The following is a 25,029-nucleotide window of genomic DNA, read 5'->3' as shown; positions in this document are numbered from 1 at the left end:
GGAAAGAAACAATGGATCAGGAATACGCTGTGCGTGTAGATCACGCAGTGGTACGATTTAATATGGCCTCTGAGCGAATCGATAACCTGAAAGAATATTTTGTCAAGTTAGTCCGGAGAGAACTCATGTTTAAAGAATTCCTGGCACTGAAAGATGTCAGTTTTCAGGTAGGAAAAGGTGAAGCATGGGGAATCATTGGAACAAATGGTTCAGGAAAGTCAACGTTGTTAAAACTAATCTGTGGAATTCTCAAGCCATATAAGGGCTCCGTAAAGATTAATGGCTCCATTGCCCCGCTGATCGAGCTTGGAGCAGGATTTGACGGCGATCTGACAGCTAGAGAGAATATTTTCCTGAATGGAGCAGTTCTGGGTTATGACAAGCACTTTATGCAGGCGCACTTTGATGAGATTGTAGACTTCGCTGAATTATGGAACTTCCTTGATATGCCGATCAAAAATTACTCATCTGGTATGGCCGCCCGTCTGGGGTTTGCAATTGCCACTATCGTGCGACCGGATATTCTGATCTGCGATGAGGTCCTGGCTGTTGGAGATTTTGCTTTCCAGCAAAAATGCGAACGCCGTATGACAGAAATGCGGGAAAATGGAACGACATTACTTTATGTATCGCACTCTATTGATTCTGTGAAGAGCGTGTGTGATCATGCGTTGTGGTTGGATCATGGGAATGTGAAGATGCAGGGGGATGTAGAGACGGTAGGGAATGCTTATATGGAAGCATTGCGATGAAGGAATGATGAACACATACGAAAATACTCTCAAAACAAAATATGAAAATAAAACTGGGAATGTCAAAACAGAAATCCCTGTAGAAGCAATTGTTCCTACTGTGTTAGATAATTTCAACCGGAATGAGAAATATACGTTTTATTACGATGAGACGAATTATTTTGGTAAATTTTGGGTTGAAGAAAGACAGAATATCCAGCCTTGCTTTAATTTCGATATAGATAAGGATTTTGTTTTGGCGGGCATTGTGACAAGGAATGAACACCGGCCTGTGGACAAGGAACAGCTTTGGCAGCGTCTCCATTTATCACCACAAGTAAAAGAATTAAAATTTAAAAAACAGTTTTCTATGCCGGATTTTGTGCAAACATTGGGAAAAGGAAGGGTGAATCAGTTCCTTCATTACATTGACGAACAAGGATATTATATCCATGTCGCACATGTAAATGCTTTTTATTATTCTATCGTAGATATTGTGGACTCTGTTTTGAGTTTGGAGGATATTGAAGAATATAAAGGAACAAATAAGTTGGATTTCCAGTATGAATTAAACCGAATCAAGGCACAGCTGTTTGAATTATTATATCCTCAGCGCGCAGCAGTTGCAGCATTGTTTTCTGCATATGGATATCCAGACCTCAAAAAGGAGAATATGGATGAGTTTAGTCATAAACTCGTAAAATTATTTGGATTACGAAGAGAATTGAGTATGGATCTGAAATTTTTGTCTGGGATGATTCAGAAAGCCGGGAAACAGAAAGATCTGGTGTTTTTGGAGAAAAATATACCAAATGTATTAGTGGAGGATTTGGCATTTTTATATTTTCATTTTATAGCATTATTTCCGAATTCCAAACACATTTTTGACGATCAAAAAGAGATACGACGTAAACTGGATAACTATGTGATTGTGGATAGGGAAAAGAATAAACTGGAAAACTATGAATATGTTGATTCTAAGGATGAGATTATGATTCAGATTTCAGATGTAATATCTGGAATTTGGGGCATGTTGTATTCATTTCTGAATGGGCATGATAATAATGGAATACGAAAAATGGTGAGTGAATTAAATAAGGAACAGTTAGATAGCTTGTGGATGATGTGGAAATTGATGCGTGATGCGGAACAAGAGAATAAAGGTTTTATCTTTTCGTTTGCTTCAATTCAGTGTAGAGAAAAGTTACAGTTGTTGGGATGGTTGACGTGTGAACGAAAAATACAAAAGGAAAAAGAATATGGAAATAAAACCAATTAAAAAACAATTTGATATTGAGATACTATTGGAATTTATGTATCTGTTTATTCTGGCATTGTATCTAATTCGCCAGTTTTTTGATACAACCATGTTCAGTATTCCCTGGCCTTGGTACTATGAAAAATTGATCAGAGTTCTGGCTTTTTGCGTTGTCTTCTTGAAAACAGGGTATGGAGAACGTTGTAAAGATTGTCAGTGGTTCCTTTGTGTACTTACGGGAGTTGTATTCGCATTTTCCTGGATATCCACAGGATATGAGTTCTTGCTTGATATAGGAATATTAGTTATCGGAGCAAAAGATATTCCATATAAGAAAATTCTTAAGGTTTATATCTGGTGTGGAAGTGTAATATTGACAGTTGCAATACTGGGAGCACTTACCGGCTGCATTGAGGATTTGTTATATGAGGAATCGCCTGGGAAATACCGGCATGCGTTTGGAATTATTTATCCCACTGATTTTGCAGCACACATTGTATACTTGCTTTTGGCAGTTTGGGTTACTTATGAGCAGATCCCGACATGGGGCATGGCGCTAGCAGGAAGTGTGTTGACTGCTTTTCTTTATCGATATACTTATGCGAAATGTTCTACAATTGTGATGGCAATAGCAATTGTGGGATTAGTGTATGAATTTTTGGAAAGTAAAATGCGAAAAAGCAAGACTGCAGACTGCATAAGGAAAGCGTTAAATTGGTGCTTCGTGAGTGCTTTTTCGATTTTGGCGGCTGTGACATGCTGGGGGATGATTTGCTATAATGAGCAAAGTTCGACTCTTGAAAGAATCAATCGTGTATTAACAGGAAGGTTGGAATTGGCAAATCGAGCTTTCAATTCGTATGGAATTAAAATATTCGGAACGCCGTTTGATATGATTGGAGCAGGTGGAATTACTGTCTTTCGCCAGGGATATAATTTTGTGGATATCTCTTATTGTATGATTTTGCTTCGTTATGGATTGCTGTTGTTACTTGCGGTTATTGTTCTTCATACTGGAATTGCTATTAAGGCTCAAAAAGCGAAAAATGAAAAACTGTTAATTGCACTTGCACTTGTTGCATTGCACAGTGCGATTGAACATCATCTGACAGAGCTTGGATATAATATATTTTTGCTGTTAGCGTTTTCCTGTGTTGATGCGCCTGCTATGGTAAACGTTACAGAGCATCAACTAAAAGAAAAAAGAATCTGCGAAGGATATTATAGTGGACTGTTCTTATTGGGGACCTTTGTGTTCCCGTATGTAATATCGTATGGAAGAACTGTGGTTTCTATATTGGGTTTATATGAAAATTGGCGGCATAAATATTTTATAATTGCTGCGCTAATTGGAATCATAGGTGTGTTACTTGTAATCCAAACAATAAAATGCAGTATACTGACATGGGGACAAAAACAGAAATTGTCATTGAGAATAAAAAATCTTCTAGTGCTGGAAGTGATACTGTTGGCTGCGAGCATAAGTTCTGGGATGTATCTGGTCTCCAGATGCAAGAATAGAATTATGCACAGACTTGATGCTGGAATACGATTGATTACAGAATTAAAAAACACAGAATCTTTCCAAGGGGAAATTTACGTGGATGATTACCCTGAGATTTACATTCAAGAATCAGAAAACGTGAGCAGACGTATTTTACCTGGAGAAAGTGCATGGAATGAGGATAACGTAGTATTAATCACGCGCAGGGAACAGGAACTGCAGCATCTGATTCGGGAGGGCTATCAGTTTGCGGAGTTATCTGATACGGAAAGCGTTTATACTAACAGCGAAGAAGCTATACAGTTACTTAGGCAAAACGGTGCAGCGGTGAATGATTGCTACAGTGTAAAAACATCAGTTGACTTGCAGAATATAGCAAATGCAAATGGATTGCAGTATGAGCAAAATGAAGGTGTATTGATAGAAGGAGCCTCTCATTCTTTGCTCCATGGACCATGGATTACGCTGCATCAGGGAAGACTCAGAGTGACTTATCGGTTGCGTCTGCTAAGCAGTTCTATAGAACAAGGACCGGTAGCGACGGTTAGAATTTCGGCAAATTCAGGAAAAACTATATACAAAGAAGAAACGATTGATCGTTCTCTTTTTGATGAAAATGGAATTTGTGACTATAGTATCGAACAAGGTATTGGAGATGCGGAAGGATACGAATTTCTGCTGTTTGCGGAGAACGATACAACACTTTGGCTAGAGGACATTCTTTATGGAAAAGTGCCAGCGCAGTCGAATTGATGAGAAAAGCCTGTGTGCAGATTATTCCCTGGTCTGTATGCAGGCTACGGTTTTAGTTGCACAATGAAACAAAGAAGAATTGTGAGTGGTTAAAGAAAAGATAAGTAAATGGAGCATAACATGAAAATTGCAATGTTTGGCCAAAAAAGACTGAGTCGTGAAGGCGGAATAGAAGTTGTTGTAAAAGAACTCTGTATTAGGATGGCACAGAGGGGACATCAAGTCACCTGCTATAACAGGTCGGGACATCATACCAATGCTGCAGCGAATGGCATGGGACTTGAATATAAGGGAGTCTGCCAGAAATCCGTACCGACCATTGAAAGAAAAGGATTAGCGGCCGTGAGTTCTTCTGCTTTTGCTGCGCTCTACAGTGCATTTGGAAAATACGATGTAGTACATATCCATGCGGAAGGACCAGCTTTTTTTGCGTGGCTGCCAAAGTTGTTTGGGAAAAGAGTCATAGTTACGGTTCATGGGGAGTGTGAAATAATATGGACAACCAGAGAAAAGCCTGATTTCATGCGGGTTTGCGCGGCTTGACCTTTTCACCTCAACTTGTTTCTGCTTGTCATGGTGCGTTACGGCCAGCGTGCTTTCAGGGGTTAATGGCTTCTGGTTGCGCTCTATACTTAACCCACTACAGCGAAAGCTGATAGAGCAGAAAACAAAATAAGGAGGTACGAGGACAAGCCTGCGTATAGATTGTTACCACAATCTGTATACAGGCTTGTTGTTGTGCTTTGAAGTAAGTAAGGTGACTAGAGAAAGAACGAGCACGATAAACTAGGACAAGAATAGAAAGTATGGAATGACGGTTGGAGAGAAGTAATGGAAGAAAAAATCAGACTTGCGGTTTTTGGACAGAAACGTCTTTCTCGTGAAGGTGGAATAGAGATTGTTGTAAAAGAATTATGCACCCGAATGGCACAGAAGGGCTGTGATGTAACTTGCTACAATAGAGCAGGCCATCATGTGAGTGGTGCAGAGTATGACAAAACAATTGAATATGATGGTATCCGTCAAAAGGTTGTTCCGACTATTGAGAAGAAGGGATTTGCGGCGGTAAGCTCTTCCTTTTTCGCAACACTTTATAGTGCATTTGGAAGATACGATGTGGTGCATATCCATGCCGAAGGTCCGGCCTTTTTCTGCTGGATACCAAAACTTTTTGGCAAGCGTGTGATCAGCACTATTCACGGTTTGGACTGGGCTCGCGAGAAGTGGCGCGGAAGTGTTGCATCCAAGTTCATTCGTGGCGGTGAAAAAAACGCCGTGAAATATGCGGATGAAATCATCGTTCTAAGCAAAGGCGTTCAGAAGTACTTCATGGATACGTACGGGAGGGAGACGCATTTTATCCCTAATGGTGTCAATCGGCCAGAAGTTCGGGAAGCAAAGTTGATTACGGATAATTTTGGACTAGAAAAAGATTCCTACATATTGTTCCTCGGTCGTCTGGTACCGGAAAAGGGCATTCGATATCTGGTTGAGGCCTTCAAAAATGTCAAGACGGATAAAAAGCTGGTCATCGCAGGCGGTGCCAGTGATACGGATTCCTTTATGGAGGAATTGAAAGAACTGGCGAAGGGTGATGATCGGATTCTCTTTACCGGGTTTGTACAGGGAGCAATGCTGGATGAACTGTACAGTAACGCTTACATCTACACGCTGCCGTCAGATCTGGAAGGAATGCCATTAAGTCTTCTGGAGGCAATGAGCTATGGCAATTGCTGTCTGGTTTCCGATATTCCAGAGTGCGCAGAGGTTGTGGAAGATAAGGCGTTAATTTTCCAAAAGACGAATGTAGAGGATTTACAAGAAAAATTGCAAGATGCCTGTGACCATCCTGAAATGGTTATGAAGATGAAGAATCAGGCAGCCGACTTTATCTGTGCAAAATACAACTGGGATGAAGTGGTGGATAAGACACTTGCATTGTATGGGGAGAAGAGCCGATGAGAGTATTAATAATAAATAAATTTCTGCACCGAAACGGCGGATCAGAGACGTACATATTTAAATTGGGTGAGGCGATGGAGCAGCACGGACACGAGGTTCAGTACTTCGGAATGGAGCACGAAGGCCGCTGCGTTGGCAACCGGGTCAATGCTTATACGTCCGATATGGATTTCCACGGCGGGAGCAAGCTGTCGAAGCTGACCTACCCAATCAAGACGATTTACAGCAAAGAAGCAAGAGTGCAGCTGAGAAAAGTTCTGGACGACTTCAAGCCGGATGTCTGTCACCTGAACAACTTTAACTACCAGCTGACACCTTCCATCATTCTGGAAATCGTGAAGTGGCGTAAGGAGACCGGGAAGGATTGTAAGATCATCTTCACGGCGCATGACTACCAGCTTGTCTGTCCGAACCACATGCTGAACAATCCGAACACCCACCAGAACTGTGAGAAGTGCCTCGGCGGCCATTTCGTGAACTGCATGAAAGGCAAGTGCATCCACGGTTCCACGGCGAAGTCGGTCATCGGTATGATGGAGGCTGAGTTCTGGAAGTGGAAGGGAACCTATAAGTACATTGACACTATGATCTGCTGCTCTGAGTTTATGAAGAGAAAAATGGACAGCAATCCGCTGTTTGCTACCAAAACAGTAGCAATGCACAACTTCATCGACAAGGTGGAGTGGAAAGAGACTCCGAAGAAGGATTATGTCCTCTACTTTGGCCGCTTCTCGGAAGAAAAGGGCATCGGCACGCTCATCAAGGTCTGCAAGGAGCTGCCGAATGTGCAGTTTATCTTCGCTGGTACCGGTCCGCTGGAAGAGAGTATCAAGGGTGTAAGCAACATCAAGAACGTTGGATTCCAGAAAGGTGAAGCACTGGAAAAGCTGATCCGTGAGGCACGGTTCTCCATCTACCCGTCTGAGTGGTATGAGAACTGCCCGTTCTCCGTGATGGAATCCCAGATGTATGGCACACCGGTGCTGGGTGCTGATATTGGCGGCATCCCGGAACTGATCCAAGTCGGTAAGACCGGTGAGCTGTTTGAGAGCGGTAGTTCGGAAGAACTGAAGAGCAAGATTCAGAAGCTCTGGGGCAATAAGGAGCTGTGCGAGGAGTATAGCAAGAACTGCAAGGGCATCAGCTTCGATACCATCGATGAGTATTACGAGAAAATTATGAGAGTTTATCAGTGAGAGATTAACTGCTGATAACACATGAAGAGGAACAAATATGACGATTACAGTATTAACCCCCACATTTAATCGGGGGGGCACTGAATAGCTTATATGAATCATTACAGAAGCAAACTGTAAAAGATTTTGAGTGGCTTCTGGTTGATGATGGAAGTACAGATAATACAAAAAGCACCGTTGAGAAAATGAAACAAACAGCAGAATTTCCGATACGGTACATATATAAAGAAAACGGTGGCAAGCACACAGCACTTAATGTCGGTGTGCAGCAGATAATTTCAGAACTCACATTTATTGTTGATTCAGATGATGCTCTTGTGCCAAATGCAATTGAGACGGTCCTTGAATACCATAGAAAATATGGAATGCAGGATAGGCTGTGTGGATATTCTTTCCTTAGACAATATCCGGATGGAAAAATCAATGGAAAGCTATTTGTTCCGGATGAAAAGGTAGGAACTTATATTGAGTGCCGAATCAATGCAAATGATACACAGGCGGACAAGGCAGAGGTTTTCTACACGAGATGCTTAAAAGAGTTTCCGTTTCCAGAGTACAAAAATGAAAAGTTTCTGGGAGAAGACCTTGTGTGGATTCGGATGGCATTGAAGTATCAGATGGTACATATTAACAAAGCAATTTATGTGGGAAATTATTTAGATGACGGTCTGACAAAGAACAGGCGAAAGAACAATATCAAGTCTCCATACAGTTGTATGGAGCGAGCAAAAGAGTTCATGAGACCGGAGCTTAATTTGAAATATCGGCTGAAGGGCGCAATGCAATATCTTGTTTATGGAAGATTTGCAGGGGAAGAACATCTGATTGCAAAGGCTCCCAATAAAGGGCTGGCATTATGTGCAGTATTGCCAAGTATGATCCTTTACCAGAGATGGTCAAAGAACATTTGACAGCATGAGATGATAACAGGTCATGTCGTTTTCTTTTGAGAAAGAGGAACGATATGGCAATTTATATGTTATTTGATAATCCGGCAGATAAGCGGAATATGACATTTCTGGGTGAATATGAAACAGCATCAATTCAGCAAGTATATCCTGAGCATAAATGCAATTCCACCAAAGAAATGATGCAAGCCTGTAAAGAAATAATTAAACAGTCGGCAGATGGTGATACGATCATCTGCTGGTACGACTTTATGGCGGTCTTATGCTGGTGGCTGTGCAAGGTGCAATTCAAAAAACGCAAAATTATCGCTGTGAATATCCTGCTTAAGGATAAGAACACCGCCAAAAACAAGATGGCAAAAATGTTGTATAAGCCAATGTTGAAGTCAAAAGATGTCCAGGCAACAGTGACTTCCCGGAAATACGGTGAGCATCTGAATGAAATGCTTGGAATCCAGAAAAAGTATGATTTACTGCATGATATTTACCATGGTGGATATAGCATTGATTATAAAGGCAATGTGATTCCGAACACAGTGTTTTGCGGTGGATGGAATGGACGCGACTGGGATTTTCTGATTGAGATTGCAAAAGCAATGCCAGAGGTTACTTTCAACTGCGTTATGCCAAAGAACAAATGGGAGCAGCACAAGGATAGTTTCAGCGACAACATGGTTGTAAAATCAGACATTCCTGAAAAGGAGTTCCTTGAATTTATGTGCCAGTCACAGTTGGTTGTGATGCCATTGGATACAAAGGCTCCGGCCGGGCTGATTGCTTTTTATCAAGCTACTGCAAACGGCAAGATGTCGATTACATCAGATACGGTAACTACACAGGAGTATTTTGCAGACGGTAGAGGAGCTTTGTGTGGAGGAAATGTGGATGACTGGAAGAGCAAAATTCAGTTTTATCTGCAACATTCTGCTGATGCCGATGCTTGTGCGGTGAAATTTAAGAATTATCTTGAGAGTGAGTGCTCAGAAGAAAAGTATGCAAAAACACTATGGAGGATGCTTGCGGAATGAAAGAGAGATATGAGGGAATCGATGGATTAAAAGCATATGCCATTATCGGCATTGCTTTGATGCACATTCTCTCGAATGGAAACTATGAACTGGGAGGCTTTGTGTTTGGGAGACTTATTCCGAATTTCACAAACCTCGTGTTCCTTTTTATGATGGTCAGCGGTTTTGGTATGTGCTGTGGCTACTACCAGAAATTCAAGGATAAACAAATCAGCGTAGGAGATTTCTACGCAAAACGATATAGCAAAATCTGGCCATATTTTGCCTTGCTGTGTGCATTGGATTTTGCGATGTCTCCAAGCAAAAATGCGCTATATGAGGTCTTTGCAAATTTGACTCTGTGTCAGGGCCTTTTGCCGAATATGAATATTTCGGTTATTGGTGTGAGTTGGACATTAGCGGTGATTTTTGTTTTTTATCTACTATTCCCGTTTTTTTGCTTCCTTTTGGAAAACAAAAAAAGGGCGTGGATCTCACTTGGGTGTGCACTGATTTACAACTTTGTATGTGTCAGCTATTTCTTTGATGAGACTCATATTGCAGATAGAGCTTTGGTCAATTTTAGCGCACGAACAAATATTTTGTATTGCGCTGTTTACTTTGTCGCCGGCGGCTTGATATTTCTTTATAGGAAAGAGCTTGCTGAATTCGCACAGAAACACAAGGTAATTGCCGGTGCGATTCTGCTGGTCGCCACAATTGCTTATTTTGTGTTAGGTGGTTCCACGCTTACAATGTTGATCTTCTGCGTGGCAGCACTAGTCTATACCCTTGGTTGCAAAGTAGGGGGGGGACTGGTCAATCCAGTCGCCAAATTCCTCGGTGGAATCTGCTTCGAGATTTACCTGTGCCACATGGTAATTTATCGTATGCTTGAAAAATTGCACCTTGTTCATTTGTTTGGTAATGGCTTACTTGCATATATCTTCACAGCGGTTGCGGTCATCTGTGGATCGGCTGTGTTCTCGGTATGTGCGAAGTGGTTTTTGAATAAAATTGAAACTTTGATTGTTAATAGGAGAGTTAATCATGTCTGAAGAAAAGAAATTGAATGGTACGGTTATCGTCACTTACCGCTGCAACGCTCGTTGCTCCATGTGTAACCGTTATAAGGCACCTTCCAAGCCGGAAGAAGAAATCAGCATTGAGACCATCAAGAAGCTGCCGAAGATGTACTTCACGAATATCACGGGCGGCGAACCTTTTATCCGTACCGACCTGAAAGATATCGTGCGTGAACTGTACAAGAAGTCTGACCGTATCGTTATTTCGACGAACGGTTTCTTCACAGACCGCATTGTGGATCTGTGCAAGGAATTCCCGCAGATCGGTATCCGTATTTCCATCGAGGGTCTGGAGCAGACCAACAACGAGATCCGTGGTCTGCAGAACGGCTACCAGCGTGGCTACGGTACGCTGAAGAAGCTGCGTGAGATGGGCATGAAGGACGTTGGCTTCGGTATGACCGTCCAGGACAAGAATGCTCCGGATCTCGTACCTCTGTACAAGATTTCCGATGAGATGGGCATGGAGTTTGCGACTGCATCTCTGCACAATAGCTTCTATTTTGTTGAGGCAAAGAATATCATTCATGACCGTCCGATGGTTGCTAAGAACTTCGAGAATCTGGTCAACGAACTGCTCCGCAGTAACAGTCCGAAGAAATGGTTCCGTGCTTACTTCAACCACGGCCTGATCAACTACATTTATGGCCAGAAGCGTCTACTGCCTTGCGATATGAGTTTTGATACATTCTTTATCGACCCGTATGGTGATGTCATGCCTTGTAATGGCACCAAGGATAAAGAGGTCATGGGCAACCTGAATAACCAAACTTGGGATGAGCTGTGGAACAGCCCGGAAGCAGAGAAGGTTCGTGCAAAGGTTCGCTGCTGCGACCGTGACTGCTGGATGATTGGTTCTGTTTCCCCGGCTATGCACAAGTATATCTGGAAGCCTGCTACCTGGGTGCTGGTACATAAGTTCAAGGCACTGTTCACCAAGCATCCGTACTCCATGTATGAGTTGAAGGTCTGCCGCGACTACCGTGATGGTAAAGTCACCAAAGAGGAACTCGACAAGTGCAGCACCTGCGATATGAACTGTGTGATCAACAATGGTCTGAGTGAAGCGTCCAAAGAGCAGCTGAAGCATAAGACCGGCGAGGAAATCGTGGATGCGGATATCGCACAGCAGATGGAGAATAAGTAATGATAAAAACCATTGCAAAAACATTGGTAGGCATAGTTCGAGCTAAGCTTTTTCAGATAAGAACAGGAAAAAAAGTTTATATTGGAAAGCATTGTGCTTTGAAGGGAAAACAAAATATTGCTTTAGAGGATTCTGTAACTATACGTCCCTATGTCCAAATTTGGTCGGAGGGGGGTACAGTAAGAATCGGGCAAGGCTCTGAGATTGGGGAGCGTTGCCGGATTTCTATTGCGAATTCCTTGAATATGGGTAAAAAGGTGTTACTGTCACCTAATGTTTATATAACGGACTGCGACCATGAGTACCGCAATCTTGAAGTTCCAGTGATTGATCAGGGAATTGTTCAAAAAGGACAGGCGGTGTCAATTGGTGATGGTTCTTATATCGGTATCAATACGGTGATTGTAGGTAATGTAAAAATTGGGAAGCATTGTGTGATTGGAGCGAACTCGGTTGTCACTAAAGATGTTCCGGATTTCTGTGTGGCAGTGGGAACACCGGCAAGGGTGATAAAGAACATGAAAAACTGATGTAATGAGGACGATTTAATGGACGAAGGATTAGTAAGCGTTGTGCTGCCGATATATAACGTAGAAAAATACCTCGATAGATGCATTGAGAGCGTTGTAGGTCAGACGTACAGGAATCTGGAAATTATCCTTGTGGATGATGGATCTCCAGATGGATGCCCTGAAAAATGTGAAGATTGGGCAAAAAGAGACAAAAGAATAAAGGTTATACATAAGGAAAATGCAGGACTTGGCTATGCACGGAACACCGGTATAGAAAATGCTTCTGGAGAGTATATTTGCTTTTTCGATAGTGATGATTACATTGCCGCGGATACTATAGAAAAAACATATAGAGCTGCAAAAGAAAATTATGCCGATATTGTGATATTCGGTTTCTCAACAGTCGATAAATATGGAAAAGTCGGAAACACCATTGTTCCAGAAACTGAATCTCTGAAGTATGTTGGCGAAGAAGTACAGAAATTGTTCCTCCCAGATTTGATTAGCTGGAATCCAGACAACGGTAGAACAACAAATTTACGAATGAGTGCATGGACAGCTCTATATTCAATGAAACTAATTCGGGAGAGCGGATGGAAGTTTGTTTCGGAGAGAGATATCATCTCTGAAGATGTTTATTCATTACTTGATCTTTATCACAGTGTTAAAACTGCGGTAGTTGTTCCAGAAGCATTCTATTTCTATTGCGAAAACGAAACGTCATTGACACACTCGTACAAAAAAGATCGATATAAGCGGATAAAACAATTTTATCGGGCATGTATAGATAAATGTGATCGGCTTGGATATGACAATGAAATAAAAAGAAGAATTGCATATCCATTTACGGCAAATTCGATTGCGGCAATGAAGATGATTGTAACATCTGATTTATCCATAGAAGAAAAGAAAAAGATGATACATACAATAGTGTATGATGAAACAATGCAGCACGTTATTCATCAGATGAACTTAAAGACAGAATCGTTCGCGCGGAAAATTCTCTTCTTTGCAATAAAGAATAGAATGGACAAGCTGTGCTTTTGGTTAATAAAGAGCAAGGCATAAGGATAAAGATAATGATTAAAGAATTGCTAAAAAAGCTAGTGCTTGGGAAAAGGTATTCGTCAGAGACATATGTAAATTACCTTCGTGGCATTGGTGTGAAGGTTGGAGAAGACTGTGTTATATATGTACCTTCGAAGACATTGATTGACGAACAGTATCCATGGATGATAACAATCGGGAACCATGTGCGCATCACTGAAGGGGTGAAAGTATTAACACATGATTATTCATGGATGGTGCTCAAAAATGTTAATGGCCCTATATTGGGAGCAAGTGGAAAAGTTAATATCGGAAATAATGTGTTTATCGGAATGAACACGGTAATATGTCGAAATGTTAATATTGAAGATAATGTGATTATAGGCGCAGGTAGTATCGTGACACGGGATTGTGAGTCAAATGGAGTCTACGCGGGTGTACCTGCAAAGAAAATAATGAATTTGTCTGAGTATTTAGATAAGAGAAGTAAATCTCAAGTACAAGAGGCTGTTAATCTTGCGAGAGAATATTATAAAAGATATGGAAAAAAGCCAAATAAAGAAGTGTTCAGCGAGTATTTCATGATATTTGAAGAAAAAAATAGTGCGACTAAAAATTTTAAAAAGAAAATTCAATTAGGCGGTAGTGAGAAAACAACAATCGAATTTTTAGAAAACAACAAGCCTTTTTTTAAGGACTATGAAGACTTTATGAAATACTGCTTTGAAGAATGAAGGATAACAACATGAAAATATGTGTTTTGTCAATGCAACGAGTTCCAAATTTTGGGTCGGTGTTGCAAAGCTACGCTTTAAAAAAAATACTTAACAACATGGGACATGATGTTGAGTTCCTGGATATTCAATATAATAAGGCGGATGACGACCTAATACGAAATTTTAGAAGCGATTTTTCTGCCGAGTGTCAAAAGGGAGGATTTTGGTCAAAGTTAAAAAAAGTAGACCGCTATGCAATTAACAGAATACGAATTAAACGGAAAAGCAATATGCAAGACAAAGTATTTGATGACTTTGTTAATAATATTCTTGGAGTCGCAGATCCTAAAAAAAATTATGATTTGTGTATTATTGGAAGCGATGAGGTTTTTAACTGCACAGCTGATACGGCATGGGGATTTACTTCACAACTATTTGGAAATGTAGAACAAGCAGATTGCGTGGTAACTTATGCGGCATCATGTGGCTCGACAAAGATAGACGATTTACCGAATTCGGTAGTAAACAAAATAAAGGAAGCGTTTTCTAAGATATCGGCCTTTTCAGTTAGAGATGAAAATACCGAAGAGTTTGTTAAGCTGATAACAGGAAAAAAGCCGGAAAGACATCTCGATCCAGTCATTATAGGAGATTTTAGCTCTGAGATAAAAAGTGTGAATATCTCTACTAAGGTGCCAAAACGGTATTGTATAGTGTATTCGTACTACAATAGAATTAACAAACCAGAAGAGATAAAGCAGATTGAGAAATTTTGCAGAAAGCATTCTTTGGAAATCGTTTCAATTGGAGCACCTCAAATGTGGATAAAAAATCACTTGATTTTAACACCTTTTGAGATATTGACTGCATTCAAAAATGCAGAGTTTGTTGTGACAGATACGTTTCACGGCACTATTTTTTCGGCAAAGTATGCAAAGAGATTCGTTACAATATCGAGACCTAGTAACTACAATAAGATGAAATCGTTAATTAGTGATTTGAACATAGAGCAACATTATTCGACTGATTTTTCTTCGTTAGAGAAGGTATATCGGGTTATAGATGATAAAAAACAAATAGAAGATTTGGCAATACAAGGAAGGTATCATACGGTTGAATATTTAAGGCGTGTTTGCGCACAACCGTAGGAGACTTCTACAATAAGATAAGGTGGGAGAAAATGCAAGAATACAGTACTGTATGCAAAAGTGAATTATGTAATGGGTGCATGGCTTGTGTGAATGCATGCAGTAAGAATGCGATTTCCATTATGGATACGCTTAGTGCGTATAATGCAATAATAGATGAAAACAAGTGCATGCATTGTGGGAGATGCAAACAAATATGTCCCCGAAACACGGTGTTGGAATTCAAAAATCCAAAGTTATGGATGCAGGGATGGGCGAAGGAAGAGAGTGTAAGAGAAAATAGCTCTTCTGGCGGTTATGCAACTGCGATTATGAGGGCATTTGTAGAGAAAGATAATTGCTATGTCGTAAGTTGTGTTTTTGAGCAAGGAAAATTTGTTTTTGATGCTGCAAAATCAAAAGAAGAATGTGATCGTTTTACAGGATCAAAGTATATTAAGAGTAATCCTAATAATGCATATAGAATAATAAGAAATCTTTTACGAGAAAATAATAAAGTTTTGTTTTTGGGATTGCCTTGTCAAGTCGCTGGGATCAAAAATTATGTGGGAAAAAATTTAGAAGATAATCTGTATACGATAGATTTAATTTGTCATGGTACACCTTCGCCCAATTTGCTTGAGAGGTATCTAAGAGAAACATATAAAAAAGAATTGCAAGATATAAGTAGTATTGCATTTCGCGAAAAAAATGATTTTGACTTAAGAGAGCAGAGAATAAGACTGACACCAATATCGATACAAGACAGGTACACAATAGCGTTTCTGGATAGTCTCGATTATACAGAAAACTGTTATAGCTGCGATTATGCAAGAACAGATCGTATATCGGATTTGAGCCTAGGAGATTCATGGGCAACTCAATTACCGAACGAGGAAGCCCAAAAGGGGATTTCTTTGGCTCTGTGCCAAACAAAAAAAGGGCAGTATTTGTTGGATATAGCAAATATTGAAAAATTACCAGTTGATCTCGAAGCTTCTGTGCTTGCAAATAAACAGTTGCAGAAGCCATCCATTCCTCCCAAACAAAGAGCAGACTTTTTTAAGCGGTTAAAAAAGTCAATGAAATTTTCAGATGCGGTTTTACTTGCATATCCAACAAAATGTGTAAAGCAGGATATAAAATATATATTGTATCGTCTGAAATTATGGGGGGAATGAGTAATATGTATGCTATCACATATTGTGAAAGGAAACGCGTTCAATGATAATTAACATATATTCAATAATTAGTGTGTTGATATATATTACAACCTTTTTTAGCACAACTTATTTTAACTATAATATACTTCGTTATGTGTTGATAGCTATTATTGCTATTTTGTTGGCGGCAAAGATGCCTGTTGGGACTATTCTGCGTAATCTAAAATTAAATATTTTGGTGATGCTATTCTTATGCGCAACACTATGGAGTTCCTTTTCATCGAATTATGGTGTGGACCGAAATCTTAAATTGGCAAGTATTGTGTTTTGCGTGGCTTTTCTTGAATTTGTCCTATTTTTAGAAATTATTACAGATAAGAATTTGATGCTTCTGTGTTTGAAAAGTTGGTATAAATGTGCTGTGATAATTTCAATGATTACCGACATACTTGTGATGACGCAAGGCTCTGTAAATGGTAATTATCTTGTTGGAACAAAATTTGCAGTCGTTTATCAGCATTTGTTTTTATTGGCATTGTTCATGATTGTAAATGCAGGTGCATTGCAAAAATCAAACAGTCTAAAAAACTATAGAGTGCGACTTTCATTCTGCATTCTTTTAATATTTACTGGCTTTTTGTCGATACATATTGACTGCATGACAGGCGTGATTGGTGTGGTTTTGTTTTTCCTATTTGGTCTTCTGGTTAAGCAAAAGACTGTGGTAATGACGCACGGATTCGTTTTTTTAGGAGTGGTGTTGGTTAGCTTTGCGTTTATGTGGGGTGTACCATTTATTATGGGAAATAAAAATATAGCATCCTTTATTACAAATAATCTAAACAGAAGCCTCACACTTACTGGACGTACAGTGATTTTTGAACAAATTCCCCGGATAATGGACGGCAAATGGGTGCTAGGATTTGGCTATGGAAGTAGTTATGAAATTTGTTTTAAATATATAGGCTTTGCAGATACTCAAAATGCTTTGATGGAGTGGATTATGCAAGTTGGTATATTAGGTACCGGACTGTTCTGCTCAATTATATATTATTGCATTTCTAAGGTTCATAAGACTTTTACGTCATATACAGAATGGGTGTGGTTTTTGGCATTTGCATACACATATGTTGTGTTGGGAATGATAGAAATAACGTATGGCATGCAATTTATGGGGGCATTACTTGTTCTTTATTTTATGAGTACGACTGTGGATAAATAAACGATATAAATGAAAAATTAGACCGTCGCAATTGATTGTTGCGATGTAAGGTATATATGTATAAAAATATGGAGGGCTACTTTGGAAGATAATAAAGTGAAAAATTCAGCATTATCCAATTTAGCATGGCGTTTTGCAGAGAGATGTGGTGCTCAAGGAGTTGCTTTTATTGTATCAATTGTACTTGCAAGAATTCTATCCCCAGATGCGTATGGAACAATTGCGTTGATAACTGTCTTTACAAATATTTTAAATGTTTTTATTGACAGCGGATTAGGAAATGCACTAATTCAAAAAAAATCCGCTGATGACTTGGACTTTTCGACTGTTTTTTTCTTTAATATTTTAATGTGTTGTGTTTTATATATGGGCCTGTTTTTGACAGCACCAGTAATTGCACAGTTTTATAATGATGATTCTTTGACACCAGTAATTCGAGTTTTAGGTATTACGCTTATTATTTCTGGTGTTAAAAATGTTCAACAAGCATATGTTTCGAGAACACTTCAATTTAAAAAATTCTTTTTTGCAACACTTGGAGGAACTATTGGCGCGGCAATTCTTGGCATTGTTGTTGCATTAAACGGTGGTGGAGTATGGGCATTAGTGGTTCAGCAAATATTTAATGCCGCTGTCGATACAATTATTCTTTGGTTTACCGTTTCGTGGAAGCCAAGGCTGATTTTCTCATTAGAGCGTCTAAGGGGTCTGTTTTCATATGGGTGGAAACTACTTGTATCCTCGCTTTTAGATACAATTTATAATAATTTAGAGCAGCTAATCATTGGAAAGGTGTACTCAAATGCGGATTTGGCATACTACAATAGGGGTCGCCAATTTCCTAATTTTATGATTGCAAATATTAACAATTCAATAGATAGTGTACTCTTGCCGGTAATGTCGCGCGCGCAAGATGATAAATCTCATATAAAAGCAATGACGAGAAGATCAATAAAAACGAGTACATATGTTATGGCTCCAATGATGATGGGGCTTGCATTTTGCGCTGAGCCAATTATAAGACTTGTACTTACAGACAAATGGCTTCCATGTGTTCCATTTTTGAGAATTTTTTGCTGTACATTTATGTTCTATCCAATTCATACAGCAAATTTGAATGCAATAAAAGCGATGGGAAGAAGTGATTTGTTTCTTAAACTAGAAATTGAAAAAAAGATTGTTGGAATTATACTTTTATTCTCGACGATGTGGTTTGGCGTTTTAGTGATGGCATATGGATTGCTTATTAATAGCGTGATGTGTCAGATCATTAATTCATGGCCAAATAGAAAATTGTTGAACTATGGCTATTGGGAACAATTAAAAGATATTATGCCAGGCATATTATTAGCGCTTACAATGGGATTATGTGTTAACGGGGTAAACTATCTTGGCTTTTCAGATTTTGTTACATTAGTAATCCAGATTCCTCTTGGAGTGGTTATCTTTGTAGGATTATCTGCAGTGCTTAAACTTGAGTCATTTGAATATCTAAAAGATATAGTTATGTCTTCTAGAAAAAAGTGAGTTGTCAGTAGGAGAAAATACAGAATATGAAAAATATAAAAGTTAGCATCATCTGCATTACATACAATCAGGCAGAATATATAAAAGATGCCATAAACAGTTTCTTGATGCAGAAGACGAAGTTTGATTACGAAATTATCGTTCATGACGATGCATCTACCGATCAAACGATACAAATCATTAAACAATACGAAAGTAAGTACCCAGAAAAGATTCGTGCAATTTATGAAGAAGAAAATCAATATTCAAAAGGCGTGAACATATCAGACGTGCTGTTCAAAATTGCAAAGGGAAAATATCTTGCATTTTGTGAGGGCGACGATTTTTGGACAGATCAATACAAGTTACAAAAACAGTATGACTATATGGAACAACATGATGACTGTATGGCATATGTCCACAATGGTTGGAAAATTGAGAAGGATAAAAGAGTTGTTTATAACTCAAGAGCACTTTCTGTTGAAGCGAAAAAATATGGAATCGAAGATGCCATTTGTGGCTTAGGAATCCAAACTTACACAAATTCTTTTTTTATGAGAGCAAAAGTATTTGAGAACCGCCCTAATTTTTTGCAATATGCACCAACAAGGGATTATGTAATGCTAGTTGAGTGCGCAATGCATGGGTACATCTATTATTCACCCGAAAAGATGTCGGCGCAACGGGTTACAGCAAATAGTTCATTGAGTCAAATATGGGGACAAAATCCGGCTTTAAGAAAAGAGTACATTGATAAGCAGATGATTCTGTTGGATAAAATCAATGAAGATACAGCATATAAATATGCGAGAGTTATTGAAAAAGAAAAAACAAATCAGATGTTTTCAAATATTCTTGCAAGAAAAGACAAAAGTGAATTAAAACAAGAACCGTACCGAACACTACTAAGAAATATGTCAGTCAAGAGAAAGCTACAGTATTATTCGCCAGTATTGTTTAGGGCATTGTCGAAAATATCTAGAGTTATCAGGAATGAAAAAAGAAATTTCGAGATGAATGTTCATTATGAGGAGTTTTGATAGAACTGGTCAAGTGCATTGTTCACGCATTAATTGATTGAATAGTGTTCCTTATCAACGGAAACGATTCAAATGCCATTGGGCACAACGATTTATAATGGATAGTTATATATTTTGAAAATCGAATCGCTTGAATGCTTTTCTTGGTATGGCGAAAGGATTTATAGGAAAAAGTATTTAATGATTTATGCAATAAAATGGAGGAATAAACATGAGCAACATACTGGTTACAAGATCATCGATGCCTTCTTTTGAAGAGTACTGTGATGAAATTAAAGATATCTGGGATAGCCATTGGCTGACCAACATGGGAAGCAAACACAAAGAATTACAGAAAGAGCTGGCGGAATATCTGGGGATTTCGCACGTGGCATTATATACAAACGGTCATCTGGCGTTGGAGAATGCAATTGCAGCTTTGAATCTCCCGAAGGGTGGAGAAGTGATTACAACTCCGTTTACCTTTGCATCAACGACACACGCAATTGTAAGAAATGGTTTGGTTCCTGTTTTTTGTGACATTAAAGAAGACGACTATACCATTGACACACAGAAGCTTGAAAAGTTGATTACGGATAATACTGTTGCAATTGTTCCGGTACATGTCTATGGCAATATGTGTGATGTCGAAGAAATCGACCGTATTGCTAAGAAATATGGTTTGAGGGTCATCTACGATGCCGCCCACGCTTTTGCAGTAAAGTATAAAGAAGTATCCTCCGCTTGTTTCGGTGATGCCTCTATGTTTAGTTTTCATGCAACAAAAGTATTTAATACCATTGAGGGTGGCTGCGTGTGCTTCAAGAATGATGCGTGGGTGCAGCTCTTGGATGATATGAAAAACTTTGGTATTCGAGGACCGGAGTCAGTAGATTTTGTCGGTGGAAATGCAAAGATGAACGAATTTCAGGCTGCAATGGGAATCTGCAATTTGAAACATCTGAGCACCGAAATTGAGAAGCGAAAAAAAGTTGTAGAACATTATAGAAGCCGACTGGAGGGAGTGGAAGGTATCAAACTTTCTGCCATCCAAAAGAATGTGGAAAGCAATTATGCCTACTTCCCGGTTGTCTTTGATGGTTATAAGTATACCAGAAATGAAGTGTTTGGAAAACTCGCTGAAGTTGGTATTGGAGCAAGAAAATACTTCTATCCGCTGACGAATAGTTTTGGGTGCTATCGCAATTATCCGACTGCAGGCACGGAAAAGACACCGGTTGCGCAGCACATGGCACTGAGAGTCTTGACGCTTCCTTTGTATGCGGATTTGGCATTGGAAGATGTTGATAGAATCTGTGATGTAATTCTGGGGTAAGAAAGAGGAAAAAATATGAAAACAGCACTTATAACGTCGACAGGATCTGTTGCTGCCGATATTGTTTTGAAAAGTTTGAAGCGCATGGGATTTAGAGTGATCGGGTGTAACATCTACCCAAGAGAGTGGATTGTAGAATCTTGCGAGGTATATGCTTTCTATCAGTCGCCGCCAGTGTCTGAAATCGAGCACTATCTTTCTTTTATAAAAGAACTCTGTGTAAAAGAAAAGATAGAATTTGTTCTGCCGATGATTGACTATGAAATCGATATCTTAAATAGAAATAGGCAATGGTTTGAAGACCAAAAGATAACTTTGTGTATATCTCCTTGGAAATCCTTGAATATTATTAGAGATAAAAAAAAGCTGGCGGATTTTATAGACGAAAAGTGTCCAGAAACGCTCTCGATTCCGACACAAATAATGTCCGAAATAAGCAAATTGGATTGGGATTTTCCGATAGTTTGTAAACCCATTAACGGTCGAAGCAGTCAAGGACTGAAGTATGTTCATAATCTAGTCGAATGGAATCAAATTTGTACGGAAGTGAATCAAGATAATTATATTGTACAGCCGTATATTGCAGGACCGAGAATCGTAGTTGAAGTAGTTCGCCAAGAGAATCCGCATAGGACAGTAGCAATGGTAAGGAGAGAGTTAATATCTACGCCCCATGGATGCTCGTTAACAGTGCTTGTATACCAAGATAAACAGCTTGAAGAAAGTGCATGTAGGTTGGCGGATGAATTAGGTATACTTGGTGATGTTAACTTTGAATATATTCTAGATGATACAGGAAAGTATCATTTTATTGAATGTAATCCTCGATTCTCTGCGGGGTGTGAATTTGCTTGTATGGGTGGATATGATTGTATAGAAAATCACATGAAGTGTTTTATGGGACAGGAGATAGAAGAATATCACTTCAAACATAATATAATTATCGCTCGAAAATATGAAGAATATATTACATCGACAAGCACAGATGTCCCGTACGGAAAAACATGTAGTTGAGTCGAAAATAGTACATAGGGTATATACGCTGGCATGTTGAATATAGTTGAGGATTGTATAAATGGAAACAACTGTGACAAATAGAAAAATTTTAGGGGGGGGGTAAGAAACTCTAGTATCGAACTATTTCGTATTGCCTTGATGCTGATGATTATAGCTCATCATTATGTGGTGAATTCCGGGTTGTTGGATTGTATTAATGAGCAGAGTAGTTTGCAACTTAAAGATTGTTTTCTGCTATTGTTTGGCTGGGGTGGAAAGACTGGAATAAATTGTTTTGTACTGATTACAGGGTATTTTATGTGCACATCCAATATTACGAAAAAGAAGTTTATCAAATTGCTAGGTGAGGTTCTTTTTTACAATGTTGCCATATGGGGAGTTTTCTTGTTTTCTGGGTATGAATCATTTTCAGTAAAAGTATTTTTCTGAATATTACGGTGCGGCAGGTTCTTCCGCAATTATCCGTTTTTTCCTTTTTATATTATCGGAAATATAGTATAATTAACATATCAAAAGATATGAGGGAGGCAGTCAAATGCCAGGTTCACACGGTGCATTATGTATAAATAGTTTTTATCCTGAAACCGAATTAAATATAACGGAGATTCAGGAATATGAAAAACAGATTTTAATACGAATGAAATCGATCTCCAAGGATTGCAGGTGCCCGAAATGTGGCTGTATAACAGATAAATATCATGGAACTTATATTCGTAAAGTACAGGATCTTCCTATTTTAGGGAAGAGGGTTCAACTTGAGATTTGCTCTCATGAATATGAATGTATAAACGATGGCTGTGAAGTAACAACGTTTGCTGAAACATTTGATGGTTTTCTTAATACTTATAGTCGTATGACAGAACGATGTGCTGATTTTATCTGTACACTAGCAATGGAATCTAGCTGCGAAGGTTGCGCGCGTATTTGTAAGGCACTTGGTATTAAAATCAGCGGGGATACTGTTATAAGACTGCTTTTGAGAAAGTATGAAGTTCTTCCCGGACCAGAGGTGGGCGATGAGATCGGCGTGGATGATTTTGCATATAAAAAACGACATACATATGGAACTATTATCGTAAACGAAGAAAATCATGAACCAATTGCGTTGTTAGATGGAAGAAATGGAGATACACTAAGAGATTGGCTTAGAAATAATAAACATATAAAAGTAGTCACTCGTGATCGAGCGAGTGCATATGCAAAAGTAATATCAGAAGAATTACCCGATGCCATGCAGGTAGCAGACCGGTTTCATTTACATCAGAATTTATTAGAGGCAATCAAAAAGGCACTGAATCATGAAATTCCAGCAACAGTAAACATTCCTCATGCTGAACAGTCGGCAGTTATAGAAGAAACATGTAAAAAAAATCGAATCTGATGTGGATAACTCTTCTGTTTTTTCAGAAAAACGGTATAAAATGATCTGCCAAATACAGGAATTTTTAAGTGAAGGTTGTAGCTATCGTGAGATAGCAAAGCGGATGGGAGTAGGGCGAAATACGATTGCAAAATATCGAGAAGGCGATCCGAAAAAATTAAGTATGTGCGGAATCCAGCAGAGTAAATTAGACATATTTTACGACTTCATTATTCAATGTCTGGATTCCAAATGGAGTAAAAGCAAAACAATAAAAGAAATATATGCAAAAGGATATACAGGTTCAAAGAGTAACGCCTTTGAATACTTGTGCAAAATGGAGCAAAAAGAAAACAAGTATTTTGAGGTGCAACCATATATCCGAACAATGACAGAAGGATTAAAATATAGAACAGGTAGTATCGGAAAAGAAAAGGATTATATTACACGTGAAGGGATATTCCGATATATGTGGATGAATACAGAATTAACAGTAGCACACAAAAACTATATTTATGCTCAGTATCCTGCGGTCTGGGAACTTCATTGTTGCATAAAAGAGTTTCGAAATATTTTTAAAAAGCGAAATGTTCCACTACTATGCTTATTCATAGAAAAATATTGCAAAAGCACGATTAAAGCAGTGAAGAGTTTTGCCGAAGGACTAAAAAGAGATATAGTTGCGGTCGAAAATGCCGTAGCCTACGACTATAGTAATGGTTTTGTAGAAGGGACAAACAGTCGGTTAAAAATGATAAAACGAACAATGTATGGACGTTGTAGAAAACAATTATTAGAGGCAAAACTTAGATATGTTGGGAAATCTAAAAACGGGTAATTGCGGAAGAACCCCATACGCCGGACAGGTGATGGATTTCACCCCGGATTATTCAAACGGCGAACAGAAGCTGACAACGGAGTGTATCGAGAACGTGATCATGATGGTGACGTTCTCAGCAATAGTGCTATGGACATTCGAAGAAAAGATAGGAAACGGATGGAAGAAGATCTTGTGGAAAAGCGGGAAGATAACATTTGTCTTTTCTGTAAGCATTGAGATGCTGCAATTATTGCTTCGTTTAGGAACATTTCAGCTATCAGATATCTTCTATGCTTATTTTACTAATGGAAATCCAGTTGCTGTTGAGTTTATAAATTTTGTTGTCGATGGCTTGGTTGCAATGCTTCTGGCTCGTACTTTAAGAAAGAGCAGAGGGAAATGGTTGATTAGATATTGAGAAATCATTAACCTGAATTATTCACAGAAAATCATCAAGTGTCTGATGTTACATTGTGGTAGATGCAAATCACGTACTATTTTTTATAAATAGTTTATTCGATTGGTCTTATGAAATAATTAACGTTTATAAAACAAATCTGTATTTAAAATTGAACAACAGAAATTTGTCTGTATATACTGTATTTGCTGATTTGTTTTATGATCTATGTTACA

At 38.9% G+C, this 25,029-nt stretch carries 23 protein-coding genes; all 23 read left to right on the top strand.

Translation table 11 applies throughout. The annotated features are described in order from the left end of the window. Positions 1-11 precede the first annotated feature (11 nt). Entirely contained in the window at positions 12-752 is a 741-nt protein-coding gene (locus WMO41_RS11990; RefSeq protein ID WP_349229948.1) for an ABC transporter ATP-binding protein, read from the top strand. Continuing rightward, complete coding sequence (locus tag WMO41_RS11985) at positions 727-2,010, top strand: DUF3800 domain-containing protein (RefSeq protein WP_349229947.1); 1,284 nt, start codon at positions 727-729, stop codon at positions 2,008-2,010. Before WMO41_RS11990 ends, WMO41_RS11985 begins: the two co-directional genes overlap by 26 nt. Beyond that, positions 1,991-4,246, top strand: a complete 2,256-nt coding sequence (locus WMO41_RS11980) for a hypothetical protein (RefSeq protein WP_349229946.1) — start codon at positions 1,991-1,993, stop codon at positions 4,244-4,246. Before WMO41_RS11985 ends, WMO41_RS11980 begins: the two co-directional genes overlap by 20 nt. Positions 4,247-4,366: 120 nt before the next feature. Beyond that, positions 4,367-4,789 (top strand): glycosyltransferase family 4 protein, encoded by a 423-nt coding sequence (locus WMO41_RS11975; RefSeq protein ID WP_349229945.1) that lies wholly within the window; start codon positions 4,367-4,369, stop codon positions 4,787-4,789. A 288-nt stretch (positions 4,790-5,077) separates the two neighbouring features. After that, positions 5,078-6,208 (top strand): glycosyltransferase family 4 protein, encoded by a 1,131-nt coding sequence (locus tag WMO41_RS11970; RefSeq protein ID WP_349229944.1) that lies wholly within the window; start codon positions 5,078-5,080, stop codon positions 6,206-6,208. Further along, the gene (locus tag WMO41_RS11965; protein WP_349229943.1) at positions 6,205-7,404 is read left to right on the top strand and encodes a glycosyltransferase family 4 protein; all 1,200 of its coding nucleotides are present in this window, start codon (positions 6,205-6,207) and stop codon (positions 7,402-7,404) included. Before WMO41_RS11970 ends, WMO41_RS11965 begins: the two co-directional genes overlap by 4 nt. Positions 7,405-7,472: 68 nt before the next feature. After that, a complete protein-coding gene (locus tag WMO41_RS11960; RefSeq protein ID WP_349229961.1) occupies positions 7,473-8,315 on the top strand; it encodes a glycosyltransferase family 2 protein in 843 nt (280 codons plus the stop codon). A gap of 53 nt (positions 8,316-8,368) precedes the next feature. Next, on the top strand, positions 8,369-9,340 hold the full coding sequence (locus WMO41_RS11955) for a glycosyltransferase (protein WP_349229942.1): 972 nt from the start codon (positions 8,369-8,371) through the stop codon (positions 9,338-9,340). Further along, positions 9,337-10,377, top strand: coding sequence for an acyltransferase family protein (locus tag WMO41_RS11950; RefSeq protein WP_349229941.1), 1,041 nt, complete (start codon positions 9,337-9,339; stop codon positions 10,375-10,377). The genes WMO41_RS11955 and WMO41_RS11950 overlap by 4 nt, the downstream gene beginning before the upstream one ends. Further along, on the top strand, positions 10,370-11,551 hold the full coding sequence (locus WMO41_RS11945; protein WP_349229940.1) for a radical SAM protein: 1,182 nt from the start codon (positions 10,370-10,372) through the stop codon (positions 11,549-11,551). Before WMO41_RS11950 ends, WMO41_RS11945 begins: the two co-directional genes overlap by 8 nt. Further along, positions 11,551-12,081: an acyltransferase gene (locus WMO41_RS11940; RefSeq protein WP_349229939.1), complete on the top strand. Its 531-nt coding sequence runs from the start codon at positions 11,551-11,553 to the stop codon at positions 12,079-12,081. The genes WMO41_RS11945 and WMO41_RS11940 overlap by 1 nt, the downstream gene beginning before the upstream one ends. Before the next feature lie 18 nt (positions 12,082-12,099). After that, positions 12,100-13,131: a glycosyltransferase family 2 protein gene (locus WMO41_RS11935; RefSeq protein ID WP_349229938.1), complete on the top strand. Its 1,032-nt coding sequence runs from the start codon at positions 12,100-12,102 to the stop codon at positions 13,129-13,131. Between the two features lie 11 nt (positions 13,132-13,142). After that, complete coding sequence (locus WMO41_RS11930) at positions 13,143-13,844, top strand: acyltransferase (RefSeq protein WP_349229937.1); 702 nt, start codon at positions 13,143-13,145, stop codon at positions 13,842-13,844. Then, complete coding sequence (locus WMO41_RS11925) at positions 13,841-14,974, top strand: polysaccharide pyruvyl transferase family protein (RefSeq protein ID WP_349229936.1); 1,134 nt, start codon at positions 13,841-13,843, stop codon at positions 14,972-14,974. Before WMO41_RS11930 ends, WMO41_RS11925 begins: the two co-directional genes overlap by 4 nt. Positions 14,975-15,006: 32 nt before the next feature. Then, complete coding sequence (locus WMO41_RS11920) at positions 15,007-16,134, top strand: Coenzyme F420 hydrogenase/dehydrogenase, beta subunit C-terminal domain (RefSeq protein ID WP_494338459.1); 1,128 nt, start codon at positions 15,007-15,009, stop codon at positions 16,132-16,134. Positions 16,135-16,177: 43 nt separating this feature from the next. Further along, positions 16,178-17,338, top strand: coding sequence for a hypothetical protein (locus WMO41_RS11915; protein WP_349229934.1), 1,161 nt, complete (start codon positions 16,178-16,180; stop codon positions 17,336-17,338). Between the two features lie 81 nt (positions 17,339-17,419). Beyond that, positions 17,420-18,865, top strand: coding sequence for a lipopolysaccharide biosynthesis protein (locus WMO41_RS11910; RefSeq protein ID WP_349229933.1), 1,446 nt, complete (start codon positions 17,420-17,422; stop codon positions 18,863-18,865). 26 nt (positions 18,866-18,891) lie between these two features. Further along, positions 18,892-19,884, top strand: coding sequence for a glycosyltransferase family 2 protein (locus WMO41_RS11905; protein WP_349229932.1), 993 nt, complete (start codon positions 18,892-18,894; stop codon positions 19,882-19,884). Between the two features lie 211 nt (positions 19,885-20,095). Further along, positions 20,096-21,199 carry a DegT/DnrJ/EryC1/StrS family aminotransferase gene (locus WMO41_RS11900; RefSeq protein WP_349229931.1) on the top strand — a complete coding sequence of 368 codons (1,104 nt, stop codon included), beginning with the start codon at positions 20,096-20,098 and terminating at the stop codon, positions 21,197-21,199. 15 nt (positions 21,200-21,214) lie between these two features. After that, positions 21,215-22,213, top strand: a complete 999-nt coding sequence (locus tag WMO41_RS11895) for an ATP-grasp domain-containing protein (protein ID WP_349229930.1) — start codon at positions 21,215-21,217, stop codon at positions 22,211-22,213. A 538-nt stretch (positions 22,214-22,751) separates the two neighbouring features. Beyond that, the gene (locus tag WMO41_RS11890) at positions 22,752-23,597 is read left to right on the top strand and encodes an ISL3 family transposase (RefSeq protein WP_349229929.1); all 846 of its coding nucleotides are present in this window, start codon (positions 22,752-22,754) and stop codon (positions 23,595-23,597) included. 1 nt (position 23,598) lies between these two features. Next, positions 23,599-24,414: a transposase gene (locus WMO41_RS11885; RefSeq protein ID WP_349229928.1), complete on the top strand. Its 816-nt coding sequence runs from the start codon at positions 23,599-23,601 to the stop codon at positions 24,412-24,414. After that, positions 24,389-24,814, top strand: coding sequence for a VanZ family protein (locus tag WMO41_RS11880; RefSeq protein ID WP_349229927.1), 426 nt, complete (start codon positions 24,389-24,391; stop codon positions 24,812-24,814). Before WMO41_RS11885 ends, WMO41_RS11880 begins: the two co-directional genes overlap by 26 nt. Positions 24,815-25,029 lie beyond the last annotated feature (215 nt).

The sequence above is a fragment of the Ventrimonas faecis genome (assembly GCF_040096075.1).
Classification (GTDB): Bacteria; Bacillota; Clostridia; order Lachnospirales; family Lachnospiraceae; genus Brotaphodocola; species Brotaphodocola faecis.
This window is presented reverse-complemented; position numbering and strand designations above follow the sequence as displayed.